13 protein-coding genes, 1 rRNA gene and 1 riboswitch are annotated in these 12,161 nt (G+C 47.0%); of the genes, 12 read left to right on the top strand and 2 right to left on the bottom strand.

Annotated elements, in window-relative coordinates; all coding sequences use genetic code 11:
- The first annotated feature begins 7 nt into the window (after nt 1-7).
- The 4 genes from rrf to WA407_RS18485 all read left to right on the top strand — a co-directional run bounded on the left by rrf (nt 8) and on the right by WA407_RS18485 (nt 3,845).
- A 5S ribosomal RNA gene (gene rrf, locus WA407_RS18470) occupies nt 8-124 on the top strand.
- A gap of 216 nt (nt 125-340) precedes the next feature.
- Nucleotides 341-1,333, top strand: coding sequence for a ketoacyl-ACP synthase III (locus WA407_RS18475; RefSeq protein ID WP_235307264.1), 993 nt, complete (start codon nt 341-343; stop codon nt 1,331-1,333).
- 129 nt (nt 1,334-1,462) lie between these two features.
- Nucleotides 1,463-3,598 (top strand): DNA topoisomerase III, encoded by a 2,136-nt coding sequence (locus tag WA407_RS18480; protein WP_336078000.1) that lies wholly within the window; start codon nt 1,463-1,465, stop codon nt 3,596-3,598.
- A 109-nt stretch (nt 3,599-3,707) separates the two neighbouring features.
- Entirely contained in the window at nt 3,708-3,845 is a 138-nt protein-coding gene (locus tag WA407_RS18485; protein WP_016819760.1) for a hypothetical protein, read from the top strand.
- Nucleotides 3,846-4,027: 182 nt separating this feature from the next.
- Here WA407_RS18485 and WA407_RS18490 read toward each other — a convergent pair whose 3' ends face one another.
- Both WA407_RS18490 and WA407_RS18495 read right to left on the bottom strand, forming a co-directional pair.
- Nucleotides 4,028-5,194 carry a type II asparaginase gene (locus WA407_RS18490; RefSeq protein ID WP_336078007.1) on the bottom strand — a complete coding sequence of 389 codons (1,167 nt, stop codon included), beginning with the start codon at nt 5,192-5,194 and terminating at the stop codon, nt 4,028-4,030.
- A 351-nt stretch (nt 5,195-5,545) separates the two neighbouring features.
- Nucleotides 5,546-5,674 carry a DUF4023 family protein gene (locus WA407_RS18495; protein ID WP_081112528.1) on the bottom strand — a complete coding sequence of 43 codons (129 nt, stop codon included), beginning with the start codon at nt 5,672-5,674 and terminating at the stop codon, nt 5,546-5,548.
- A gap of 194 nt (nt 5,675-5,868) precedes the next feature.
- Between WA407_RS18495 and WA407_RS18500 the strand changes: the two genes are divergently transcribed.
- From WA407_RS18500 to purS, 8 genes are all read left to right on the top strand, one after another.
- The gene (locus WA407_RS18500) at nt 5,869-6,132 is read left to right on the top strand and encodes a DUF1294 domain-containing protein (protein WP_336078010.1); all 264 of its coding nucleotides are present in this window, start codon (nt 5,869-5,871) and stop codon (nt 6,130-6,132) included.
- A gap of 144 nt (nt 6,133-6,276) precedes the next feature.
- Nucleotides 6,277-6,711 carry a universal stress protein gene (locus WA407_RS18505; protein WP_061832065.1) on the top strand — a complete coding sequence of 145 codons (435 nt, stop codon included), beginning with the start codon at nt 6,277-6,279 and terminating at the stop codon, nt 6,709-6,711.
- Nucleotides 6,712-7,060: 349 nt separating this feature from the next.
- Nucleotides 7,061-7,162, top strand: a riboswitch (purine riboswitch).
- A gap of 148 nt (nt 7,163-7,310) precedes the next feature.
- Nucleotides 7,311-7,796: a 5-(carboxyamino)imidazole ribonucleotide mutase gene (gene purE, locus WA407_RS18510; protein ID WP_013308792.1), complete on the top strand. Its 486-nt coding sequence runs from the start codon at nt 7,311-7,313 to the stop codon at nt 7,794-7,796.
- The gene (gene purK, locus WA407_RS18515; protein WP_336078012.1) at nt 7,793-8,968 is read left to right on the top strand and encodes a 5-(carboxyamino)imidazole ribonucleotide synthase; all 1,176 of its coding nucleotides are present in this window, start codon (nt 7,793-7,795) and stop codon (nt 8,966-8,968) included. The genes purE and purK overlap by 4 nt, the downstream gene beginning before the upstream one ends.
- 2 nt (nt 8,969-8,970) lie before the next feature.
- Entirely contained in the window at nt 8,971-10,269 is a 1,299-nt protein-coding gene (purB, locus tag WA407_RS18520; protein WP_322157868.1) for an adenylosuccinate lyase, read from the top strand.
- Between the two features lie 359 nt (nt 10,270-10,628).
- A complete protein-coding gene (locus tag WA407_RS18525; RefSeq protein WP_336078014.1) occupies nt 10,629-10,844 on the top strand; it encodes a hypothetical protein in 216 nt (71 codons plus the stop codon).
- A 131-nt stretch (nt 10,845-10,975) separates the two neighbouring features.
- Entirely contained in the window at nt 10,976-11,857 is an 882-nt protein-coding gene (locus tag WA407_RS18530; RefSeq protein WP_336078016.1) for a phosphoribosylaminoimidazolesuccinocarboxamide synthase, read from the top strand.
- 58 nt (nt 11,858-11,915) lie between these two features.
- Nucleotides 11,916-12,161: a phosphoribosylformylglycinamidine synthase subunit PurS gene (gene purS, locus WA407_RS18535; protein WP_013308797.1), complete on the top strand. Its 246-nt coding sequence runs from the start codon at nt 11,916-11,918 to the stop codon at nt 12,159-12,161.

A 12,161-nucleotide genomic window follows, 5' to 3' on the forward strand; every position in this document is an offset into this window, starting at 1 on the left:
ATTCATGTTTGGTGGCGATAGCGGAGGGGTTCCACACGTACCCATCCCGAACACGACCGTTAAGCCCTCCAGCGCCGATGGTACTTGGACCGCAGGGTCCTGGGAGAGTAGGACGTCGCCAAGCAACAAGCAAGAGAGACCATGATCTTCTGAAGATCTTGGTCTCTTTTTTTTGCGTTAAAAGACAGTGGGATTTTATTTAAAGTGAGTTTGTTATAAGTTCAACTGGATAAGTGGATATTAACTAATAAATAAGAAGACGGTTTTAAAATAATTTAGTACCAGGTATTAGTATCTGGTGTTATAATGTGAATAAGGATTACAAAGGAGAGTGATCAGATTGTTGAATTCAAAAGCTAAGCTTACGGCCTTTGGCACTTATGTACCTGAACGGATTTTGACGAACGCTGACTTGGAGAAGCTTGTGGATACGAGTAACGAGTGGATTGTACAGAGAACGGGTATGCATGAAAGACGCATTGCGGCTGAAGATCAATATGTATCTGATTTATGTATACAAGCTATTACTCGTATGATTAACCTGTATGACGTAAATATAAACGATGTTGAGATGATCATTGTAGCGACGAGTACACCTGATTACTACTTTCCAAGCACGGCTTCACGTATTCAGGCTCATTTTGATATTCCAAACACAGGGTCAATAGATGTTAGTGCAGCATGTGCAGGTTTTTCCTATGGACTTCATTTGGCAAATGGCCTTATTACGAGTGGTCTGCATCGTAAGGTGCTGGTAGTGGGAGCCGAAACGTTGTCCAAAATTACAGATTATACGGATCGGACGACGTGCATACTTTTTGGAGATGGTGCAGGAGTTGCACTTGTTGAATATGACGAGGATGAAGGCTCATTTTTAACTTCAGATATAGGTACCTATGGGCAAGGGGGAGCACATCTTTACCGTGTGGGATTATCTGATCATTTGGATGGAGAGAAGCTGCAAGACCATGGATTTATTGCTCAAAATGGACGTGAGGTTTATAAATGGGCTGTTCGCTCTGTTCCAACGGGAATCGAACGATTATTGGATAAGGCTAATATGAAGAAGGCGGATCTTGATTGGTTTGTACCTCATAGCGCTAATTTGAGAATGATCGAGTCCATATGTGAAAGAAGTACAGTACCTTTGGAAAAAACGCTGACAAGCGTAGAATTGTATGGTAATACATCGGCGGCATCCATCCCGTTGGCTTTGCAGTGTGGTTTGGATGATGGACGTTTACGGTATGGACAACATGTGTTGTTATATGGATTTGGGGGAGGCCTCACCTATGCGGGTCTGCTATTAAAATGGAGTGTGCCTGATTTGTAAGTTATCCTAACCCATGTAGAAGCAATAGCACTAGTATGTACGATCATGTTAATAAGAGCCGTTGGCATTAGAATTTATCGTAAGATGGCAGGATGCTATAATTAACACTATGAGAGAAAGGAGCGTAACATGAAGGTATTGGTATTGGCAGAAAAACCGTCCGTGGCCAGAGAGATTGCACGTGTGATGGGTAGCCGCGAGAAGCATAAAAGTTATATAGAAGGACCCCAGTACGTGGTGACGTGGGCACTGGGACATTTGGTCGGCTTAGCAGAGCCAGAGGATTACGATTCTAAGTATGCGACCTGGAATTTGGAGGACTTGCCTATTCTTCCGAAGAGTTCAAAGTTAAAGGTGCTGCGCGAAAGTAACCATCAGTTCAAAGCTGTGCAGCAGCTCATGAAGCGGCAGGACATTGGAGAGCTTATCGTGGCAACCGATGCTGCCCGCGAAGGAGAATTGTTGGCACGCTGGATCATCCAAATGGCAAACTGGAAAAAGCCCTTCCGGCGCTTATGGATCTCCTCGCAGACGGACAAGGCGATTAAGGCAGGTTTCGCAAAGCTATTGCCTGGTCAGCAGTTTGATCGTTTATATGAATCGGCTCGCTGCAGAGCTGAAGCAGACTGGATGATTGGTCTCAATGTAACTCGTGCGTTGACTTGTCGTTATAACGCCCAACTTTCGGCTGGAAGAGTGCAGACACCAACGCTGGGGATGATTATGGAGCGTGAGAAGGAAATTACCGAATTCCGTTCTCAGGAATATGATACTCTGACGGCGGATTTTGGCGATTTTCAGGCAACTTGGCGGGCAGAAAGCGGGGATTCACGCATGTTTGACCGCACTCAAGCAGAGGCTTTGCGCCGTAGACTTGAGGGGGCCAAAGGCACAGTTGCCAGTGTTAAAAAGAGCGAAAAGAACGAGCCTCACCCGCTAGCGTATGATTTAACGGAACTGCAAAGAGATGCTAATCAGCGCTATGGCTTTTCGGCTAAACAGACGTCTAATCTGCTTCAGCGTCTGTATGAGCAGCATAAGCTGGTGACGTATCCACGTACAGACAGCCGTTATTTGACATCCGATATGGTGGACACACTTAAGGAAAGGCTCAGTAGTGTAGCAGTAGGTCCGTATGCTTCCTTGGCACGTCCGCTATTGCGTAACAACCTACCAATCACAAAGCGAATTGTGGATGACAGTAAAGTCACGGATCATCATGCGATTATTCCTACTGAGCAGACATTATTGCTTAATCAGTTGAGCCCTGAGGAACGGAAGCTGTATGATCTGATTGCACGACGTTTTATCAGTCTATTCTATCCACCTGCACGTTATGATGCTGTAGCCGTATCAGTAACGGTGGAGCAGGAGACGTTTCAGGTAAAAGGCACAACGGTAAAAGATAGCGGATGGCGTGCTGTATATGACGCGAACCATTATGATATGGATGATGAAGAAGCAGAGGATCGGGAAAACAATGGACGAGGCGTTATTTTACCTGAGCTGCAAAAAGGAGATTTCGTCCGGTTACAGCGTTGCCTTGTACGAGCTGGGCGAACGATGCCGCCGAAGCGGTATACAGAAGCAGCCCTGCTCGCTCAGATGGAAAAGCATGGACTGGGTACACCTGCTACCCGTGCAGATCTAATTGAGAAGCTTGTCAGCTCGGATACGATTGAGCGTCAGTGGAACGTGATGCATCCAACCGGGAAAGGTAAGCAATTGATTGAACTGGCGGCTCCACAGCTTCGAACGCCCGAATTGACGGCACGTTGGGAAGCGGAGCTAGAACGGATTGCTCGTGGTCAAGGACAACCGGAACCGTTTTTGAATTCTATTCGTGCTATGGCGAAAGAGCTGGTTTCCACTGTGAAAAATAGCAATGCGGAGTACAAGCCCCATAATGTGACGAATAGTCATTGTCCAGATTGTGGTACAAAGCTATTGGAGAAGAAGGGTAAGAAAGGCAAGCTCCTTGTATGTCCAAGTGCGGATTGCGGTTACCGTCGTTCAGGGGAAAAACGTTTGTCCAATCGACGTTGCCCGCAGTGTCATAAGAAAATGGAAATGAAAGAGGGCAAAGCAGGATTGTATGTAAGATGCCTGCCCTGTGGCATTACCGAGACGTTGGATAAGGACAAGCAACGGGTAAACAAACGGGAACAGCAAAAGCTAGTAAGACAATTTGAAAAACAGGAATCTTTTGGCTCCAGTTTGGGTGATTTGCTTAAAGCAGCGATGGAACAAAAGCAGGGCAAATAGCAGGCAAATAACGAATGACCAAAAGTGCTACAGTCAACATAATCAGCAGGTATACGTCGGTATAAAAACGATCATTCCTTGGCATGGTAAGCCGAGGAGGTGAGTATTTATGCCCAAACATAAACCGCTTAAAATCAATAATCAGCAAAATAAATCAAGCATACTGGAGGAGGAAATTGCTGCTCATCCAGAGAAGCAAGCGAAATATCCTCCAAGCTTGAATGGGATTCCCAAACAGCAGTCTTGATGCTGCGTAGGAGGGACAACGAATTATTGTATAGAACCAAGACGATTGGACGTCAGATGAAGTAGTTACTAATGCTAGACCTGTCTCGCAAAAAAAAGAAGCAGCAGTTACGGTGGTCAACCGTAATCGCTGCTTCTTTTTCATAATAGAATGTTGATTTATTTGATTTGAGATAACTACTTTTAGTATTCATTAAAAAAGGATTGAATTTGGTTAACATCGTGTGTTTGGGTCAAAGCAAGCATGAGCAAAATCCGTGCTTTTTGCGGATTAAGCGAATCGGTCGATACAAAGTTCGATGCCGCGTCTTTTGTTGACGGGGACACCACTCCACTTCCCACGCGGCTGGAGCGGGCAATGATCACTCCTTTTTTACCTGCGGCCTCTGCGCCTTCTGAGGAGGTCTTGGACAAGGAGCCATTACCGGAACCAGCTACGACAATTCCCTTGGCACCAGCTGCTACGGCTGCATCATACAGATAGCGACCATTGTTTTGATATTCGTATAAAATATCTACTTGTGGCAGTTGAGTCAGGTTAGAGATGTCGAATACAGAAGAAGTCGTATGCTTGTGTGTGGATTTGTTGTAGTAGTACACTTGATCGCCCACAACAGCTCCAAGGTACCCCTGCTCCACAGACTTGAACGTATCGACTGCTGTTGTGTTCATTTTGGTGATGTATCTTGCTGCACCGATACGGTCGTTCAACAGGACGAGTACACCCTGACCTTTAGAGGCCGAAGCCCCGGCGACTTTCACTGCATTATAAAGGTTGAAGGGACCATCGGCACTGATGGCAGTAGCTGGACGCATAGAGCCAACGACAACTACTGGCTTATTGCTTTTGATAACAAGATTGAGGAAATAAGCTGTTTCTTCTAATGTATCTGTACCATGTGTAATGACAATGCCATCTACATCGTCTCTGGCAAGCAGTTCATTGGTGCGTTTGGCAAGTTTTAAGAGGATCTCATTATTAACGTCGGGACTACCTACATTAACAACTTGCTCACCACTGACATTTGCAATACTTTTCATCTCAGGAACGGCATTGATCAAGGTTTCCACACCCAACGCGCCTGCTTTGTAGCCGGTTGTATCCGTATTGACGGAAGATGATCCTGCAATGGTCCCTCCTGTGGCAAGTATTTTAATATTGGGTAAATGATTGGTTTGAGGATTTTCGGATTTGTCCGACGTAGTAGTGGTAGAAGCAGGTGCAGTTGTGCTGTTGGTAGCTGCTGCCGCAACCGCAGCGTTGGCGGTAAATCCACCACTCCATAAGGTACTACCGAGAATAAAGCTAGCCAACAGGGGAATCATCGTCATTTTTTTCATGTTAGTCATATAAAGCTCCTCTCCAATCTTAAACCTCAAATATAAATGATAGATTAACTGACAAATATTTTGTCGAATTACGTTAATATCACGAATTATAGGGTGTAAAATTGTTTTTAGTCAACACTTATGTTAGAAAATATGACTTTAGAACTTGTTTATTATGAATGTAATCAATTTCAAAAAAGATATTTGCAAAACAAAACAACAAGCAGATATCTCATAAGGAGTCTGCTTGCTGTTATTGTGGAAGCTAAACAATAGAGTTTACCCTGTAATCAATTCGCATAAAAGGCTGCAGGGTTAAGTTAATACTTTAGGTTAATAACGCGGCTATACAGCTTAATGCAGATTCGTTGATCAAGGATTGTTGGAATGCTGTTTTGTCGGCAAGCTGGCGCTGGGAGTTCCTTTTCCTCGTTTACGGTTGCGTTCTGCCTTTTTTGCATTTTCTCGCAGCTTTTCAACGTATTCATGGGTGCTTTCCATCGCAGTTCCTCCTTTAAGACGAAATAGATGCACTCGGGGATCGCCCTTATGCCACCTTACTATTTCCGCAAAAGCGCTATCCAAGTCAGAAGAGGCGTTGTTTCTGTAAAAGGGGTGGGGTTATAATGAGGGGGAGAGCGCTATATAAGGCCTAATACCTGAACTTGGTACGGTGTGCAAAAGGAGGAGAGACATTGCAGACAGGCTTGTTGGTATGGCTGCTGTTTATCAATGCAGTAAGCTATCTGGTAATGTCGGAGGATAAAAAGAGAGCACGTAAACATCGTGATCGTGTACCTGAACGGACGTTGTTTTTCCTGGCCCTGATCGGGGGAGCGTTAGGCGTTCTAATTGCCATGTACCGTAAACGCCATAAAACACGGCATATGAGCTTCAGACTAGGTATTCCTGCGTTGCTATTCATGAACGCATTGCTGTTTGGTTATTTTTTACGGTAAGGCTGGGGGTTTAGGTTCTCATAGGGAAGTTTAATGATGAGTGAGAAGACTATTTCAGCCATCCGGTGACATGGAATGAACAACCACAGGAATACATATTTCAGGCTTTGAATCAATAAACTGAATGAGGAAGAGGTGCATATTATGATATTTTCAAAAGTATTGCTTGCTTATGACGGTTCGGATGCATCCAACAAGGCTTTGTTAAAGGCGGCTGAATTGGTCAAGGCATCACCGTCCTCGAAGCTTGAGGTGGTAACGGCATTCGATTTTCCTCGAATCTTTATGGGCGAAGGTTTGGCTCCAATTCCGGCTTCAATAAATAAAGAATATTACGATTTGGCCGAACAAACTACGGATGAAGTTAAAAAACGACTTGCTGAGCAGGGTGTAGATGCCAAGGTGGAACTGATTCAAGGTTCTCCAGCCGAAGTCATTTTGGATTATGCCAATGAGAATGGCTTCGATGCGATTGTGATCGGTAGCCGAGGTTTAGGTGGTATCCGTGAATTTGTATTGGGTAGCGTAAGTCACAATGTGGTGCAGCATGCGCGTATTCCTGTGCTGGTCGTAAAATAACTAAATAAAAAGTAAAAGTCGGTTTACTGCCTGTATAGGGAGTGCCGACTTTTATTTTTTTCAGTAGGATGCGTTGCGGTCGCTGTTATCAGGGGAGGGGAGCGATAGCTAAATATAATACAATAGTCCTGACCTGTAGGTATATAAGGGTACTGATTTCACTAAACACGAACATTCTATTGTATGATTATTCTAATGTTCGTTTTCAAGTTGACATAAGGTGTAGGGAATTGTTAAACTAGGAAGTGTATTATCGATAAAAAATGAACTTAAGGTACAATTTAATAAGGTACACATGTTTGAGCCGAAACAAACCACGATCATACTTGTAAAGAATATCGATTGGGATGGAATAGGCACAATGCTAACTCGTATAATGCCGGGGATATGGCCCGGAAGTTTCTACCTGGAAACCTTAAATTTCCGGACTACGGGAGACATACGGCTGAAGCCGCATTGGATGCGGTGGAAGAGGCTTGCTTTTGGCATGCCTTTAAGAGGCTCTGTCGTTTGTTTTTTCGTAGTCCGGTGTCTTGAAAATAACGTTATTTTCGAGTGCCGGATTTTTGGCGCTTATTGATAAACAGGGAGTGAAGGACATGTCAGTGCAGGTCGCTGTCATTATGGGCAGCACATCAGACTGGGACACCATGCAGCATGCATGTGCTGTGCTGGACGAGCTTGAAATCGGATATGAGAAAAAAGTAGTTTCAGCCCATCGTACACCGGATTTAATGTTTCGTTTTGCAGAAGAGGCCGCTGGGCGTGGACTAAAGGTCATTATTGCTGGAGCGGGTGGGGCTGCGCATCTGCCAGGAATGGTGGCTGCGAAGACAGCATTGCCGGTCATTGGTGTGCCTGTTCAGTCGAAGGCTCTGAACGGTCTGGACTCCCTGCTCTCCATTGTGCAGATGCCGGGTGGTATTCCGGTTGCCACTGTGGCAATTGGTAAGGCAGGCGCTACAAATGCAGGGCTGCTGGCAGCACAAATATTAGGCGCTTTTGACGAAAAGATAAGCCAGCGGGTTTTGGCGAGACGCGACCGTATTCGTGATGAGGTGCTGGAAGGCAGTGACTCGCTATGAATGGGGCAAGTGAACCCGCAGGCCGTATCCGACCTCCTGGTACAACGATTGGACTTTTAGGAGGCGGGCAATTAGGAAGAATGCTTGTACTGGCCGGAACCAATCTAGGATATCGCTTTGTGACACTGGACCCTGCACCGGATAGCCCTTGTGGACAGGTGTCAGAACAAATCCGCGCTGCCTATGATGATGAGCATGCGGCCAGAGAGCTGGCTGAGCGGTGCGATGTGATCACGTATGAGTTTGAAAATGTGGACGCAGGTGTGGCTGCGCTTTTGGAACAGGAATCCAGCGTACCGCAAGGTAGTAGTCTTTTGTACACAACACAGCATCGTCTGAGAGAAAAGCGTTCTATTGAAGCTGCTGGTGTCCCTGTCGCTCCGTATCGTGAAATCAGTAGTTCTGCGGATATGGTTCAAGCGGTAGCTGAACTGGGTGTACCGTGTGTGCTCAAGACAGCAGTCGGTGGTTATGATGGCAAGGGACAAGTGGTCATTCGCCAACCGGAGCAAGCCACGGCTGCCTACGAACAACTGGCAGGAGGCGGTGCGGAACTGGTATTGGAACAGTTCATCCGTTTTCGCTGCGAAATCTCGGTGATTGTAGCTCGCAGCACGAACGGTGAAGCCAAAGCCTTTCCACCTGCCGAAAACATTCACGTGAACAATATTTTGCACACGTCGATTGTGCCTGCACGTGTGCCAGAACCTGTTCAGGAGGAAGCACGCAAGTTGGCGCTGGCTGTGGCAGAGTCGCTGGGTGCGGTGGGACTGCTCGCTGTGGAGATGTTTGTCACCGAAGACGGACAATTGTACGTTAATGAGTTAGCACCACGACCGCATAACTCCGGTCATTACACGATGGAGGGATGCGCGACGTCGCAATTCGAGCAGCACATACGTGCGATTTGCGGTTTACCCTTGGGCAGCACGAAGCTGCTGACTTCCGTCGTGATGGTCAATGTGCTAGGTGAGCATTTGGAAGATGTGGTTCGGCGGTTTGCGCAATCGGATGTTGAAGCTGACAGATTGGATGTTGTACCCAAGCTACATTTGTATGGAAAAAGTGAAGCCAAGCCAGGCCGAAAGATGGGACATATTAATCTATTGTGCCAGGATGCGGAACAAGCGCTGGAATGGATTAAACAAACCAATATTTGGGGGAATAAATAGTCATGATCGAACGCTATAGCAGACCGGAAATGAGAGCGATTTGGACGGAAGAAAATAAATTTAAAGCATGGCTGGAAGTAGAACTGTGTGCCTGTGAAGCTTGGGCGGAATTAGGGGTTATTCCAAAAGAGGATACCGTGGCTCTGCGTAAGAATGCAAGTTTTGATATTGAACGGATCTATGAAATTGAGCAGGAGACAAGACATGATGTCATTGCATTTACCCGCACGGTATCCGAAAGTCTTGGAGACGAGCGCAAATGGGTACATTACGGTCTGACCTCCACAGATGTAGTTGATACGGCACTGGGCTACCTGTTAAAGCAGGCGAATGAAATCCTGGAGCGCGATATCTTGAATTTTATTGAAATTTTGAAGGAAAAGGCATTGGCTTACAAGCACACACCGATGATGGGACGTACACACGGAGTACATGCTGAGCCAACAACGTTTGGACTGAAGATGGGATTGTGGTACGAGGAAATGAAGCGCAATCTGGAACGCTTTCGTTTTGCGGCTGACCAAGTACAATACGGTAAAATGTCCGGTGCAGTTGGGACATATGCCAACATTGACCCGGCTGTAGAAGAATTTGTATGCCGCAAGCTGGGCACCAAGCCTGCACCCATTTCTACACAGACGCTTCAGCGCGACCGTCATGCCGAATACATGGCAACATTAGCGTTGATCGCTACATCGTTGGACAAATTTGCTACAGAAGTCCGTGCTCTGCAAAAGAGTGAGTTCCGTGAGGTGGAAGAAGCTTTTGCCAAAGGTCAAAAAGGTTCTTCTGCGATGCCGCATAAACGCAATCCGATCGGCAGTGAAAACATCTCTGGCCTGGCACGCGTGATTCGTGGGCATATGGTATCTGCGTATGAGAACGTAACCCTGTGGCATGAACGCGACATTTCGCATTCTTCCGTAGAACGTATTATCCTGCCGGATGCAACAATGCTGTTGAACTACATGCTGAACCGTTTTGGCAATATCATAAAAAATCTGACGGTCTTCCCTGAAAATATGAAGCGCAATATGGCACGTACGTATGGTGTACCATTCTCTGGCCGTATTATGACGAAGCTCATCGACAAAGGCTTTAGTCGTGAAAAAGCCTACGATACCGTGCAGCCGCGTGCTATGCAGGCGTGGGAAGAGCAACGCCAATTCCGCGAAATCGTCGAGGCAACTCCGGAAATTACGGCCGTGCTCAGCGCAGACGAAATCGAGGATGCGTTCAACCCAGCCTGGCATCTGAAGAACGTGGATACGATCTTCAAAAAGCTGGGATTAGGGGAGTAGGAGGGAAGGTTGCTGCGTGGTGAGGCCGCTGCGCGAACGGATCATTCTTCCGATTGCTGTTGCCCCTGGATTCCTGTGATTGTATAAGTCCAGATATTGGTTGGAATCCAGAGGCAAAGGCAAGCGCTGACGCTTCTCCAGAACGATTCCGTCCGCTCCGCTGCACCCAGCACCAACCCTCATGTGGGAGCAGAACTAGGGGAGGTGCGGCACATAAGATGCCGCACCTTCCCAAAGGCGATGGAAAAGAGTGTTCCACTGCTTTCTATCGCAGGCCACGTTCTCGGGAGGGCTGCCGAATTTGCGCAGCAAACAGCCCGTTGCCCTCCCGAGAACGCGCAGGCTCAAGAAGCGAAGCCTTGAGCCACCGTATCCGTGCGCAGCGTAGCACATGCGCACAACAGGGCGAAGCCAGAATGCTCGCTGCACGGCATGCCGTGCTACGGCCACGGGCCGAATGGTATTGCGGCGACATGTGCGTAAAAACGTTGTTTTGTACCAACGTAAAAGCGTTGCTGGATGAGGGCTTGTACCAACAAGCCTTTATCCAGCGAAACGCGCTCACATCACTCTAGCCACATAATAAACGCCCCCATCCCGCTCACCAGCCAACCCTTGCGGGAGTCCCGAGGGCAGCAGCCCTGGGGGTCCTCCCCGAGGGGAGGATTTAGGAGGGGGAATACTCTTTTGAAAGAGGTGTAATGAAATGTCATTGTCTACTGCCGAAGGTCTGATCCATGCGCCGCTCTTGTATAAAGGCAAGGTGCGTGAACTGTATGATCTCGGAGAGCATTTTCTGATTGTGGTGACAGACCGAATTTCGGCTTTTGATTATGTGTTAGAGCCACCCGTGCCCGAAAAGGGGAATGTGCTGAATAAGCTCAGCGCTTTCTGGTTTGAGCAGACGAAAGACTTGTTGGAAAACCATGTCGTGCACACTGATGTGAACAAGCTCGGGCATGTGATCGACGAACAGAATAAAGAGTTGCTGAAGGAACGGATCATGGTCACGCTGAAGGCTGAACGCATCGACATTGAGTGTGTGGTGCGCGGATATATTACCGGAGGCGGCTGGCGTCAGTATGAGCAGAACGGTGAGGTGAACGGCATTCCATTGCCAGAGGGGCTGCGTAAAAACGAGCGCTTTCCCAAGCCATTATTTACACCAGCTGCAAAAAATGATGTTGGACACGACGAGGACATTTCCCTTCACCAAATGAAAGAACTGGTCGGGGTTGAACTCACAGGTGAGCTTGAGGAAAAGAGCTTGGCGTTGTACGAATTTGCACGTGCTTTCTGCGAGAAGCGGGGGATTATTTTAGCCGATTGCAAGTTTGAGTTTGGTCTTGTTAACGGTAAGGTGATTTTGATTGACGAAATTTTCACTCCAGATTCATCCCGTTTTTGGGCGCAGGAAAAGTATGAGCTGGATGTTGAGATTGACAGCATGGACAAGGAGCCGGTACGAAGCTATTTGGCATCATCCGGTTGGGACAAGAATAGCAAGCCCGATCCATTGCCTGCTGAGGTCGTAGAAGAAACAACTGCAAGATATACGGATATTTGGCGGCGTCTGACGGCACAGTAAATAGTAATCATAATTCAACCAATAGGATTCACTCATTCGGAGGAGGAACTGAAGGAACATGATGAAAGCAACAGTCTATGTCACGATTAAGCAAAGCGTTTTGGACCCGCAGGGGGTTGCGGTGCAAGGCGCACTACATTCTATGGGTTTCGGAGAAGTGGACAGCGTCAGAATTGGTAAGTATATGGAATTGAATCTGGATACAACAGACCGCGAGAGTGCTGAAAAGCGCATCATTGAGATGTGCGAAAAGCTGTTGGCCAACACGGTCATTGAAGACTACCGCTACGAACTGGAGGGCTGA

Source organism: Paenibacillus sp. 203, assembly GCF_037027525.1.
In the GTDB taxonomy this organism is placed as follows: domain Bacteria; phylum Bacillota; class Bacilli; order Paenibacillales; family Paenibacillaceae; genus Paenibacillus; species Paenibacillus polymyxa_B.

Excerpts from the sequence above, each read along its gene's own strand:
- WA407_RS18530 (WP_336078016.1), top strand. The coding sequence starts at position 10,976 with ATGTCATTGTCTACTGCCGAAGGTCTGATCCATGCGCCGCTCTTGTAT.
- WA407_RS18490 (WP_336078007.1), bottom strand. The coding sequence starts at position 5,194 with ATGACTAACATGAAAAAAATGACGATGATTCCCCTGTTGGCTAGCTTT.
- purK (WP_336078012.1), top strand. The coding sequence starts at position 7,793 with ATGAATGGGGCAAGTGAACCCGCAGGCCGTATCCGACCTCCTGGTACA.
- purE (WP_013308792.1), top strand. The coding sequence starts at position 7,311 with ATGTCAGTGCAGGTCGCTGTCATTATGGGCAGCACATCAGACTGGGAC.
- WA407_RS18505 (WP_061832065.1), top strand. The coding sequence starts at position 6,277 with ATGATATTTTCAAAAGTATTGCTTGCTTATGACGGTTCGGATGCATCC.
- purB (WP_322157868.1), top strand. The coding sequence starts at position 8,971 with ATGATCGAACGCTATAGCAGACCGGAAATGAGAGCGATTTGGACGGAA.
- WA407_RS18485 (WP_016819760.1), top strand. The coding sequence starts at position 3,708 with ATGCCCAAACATAAACCGCTTAAAATCAATAATCAGCAAAATAAATCA.
- purS (WP_013308797.1), top strand. The coding sequence starts at position 11,916 with ATGATGAAAGCAACAGTCTATGTCACGATTAAGCAAAGCGTTTTGGAC.
- WA407_RS18480 (WP_336078000.1), top strand. The coding sequence starts at position 1,463 with ATGAAGGTATTGGTATTGGCAGAAAAACCGTCCGTGGCCAGAGAGATT.
- WA407_RS18495 (WP_081112528.1), bottom strand. The coding sequence starts at position 5,674 with ATGGAAAGCACCCATGAATACGTTGAAAAGCTGCGAGAAAATGCAAAA.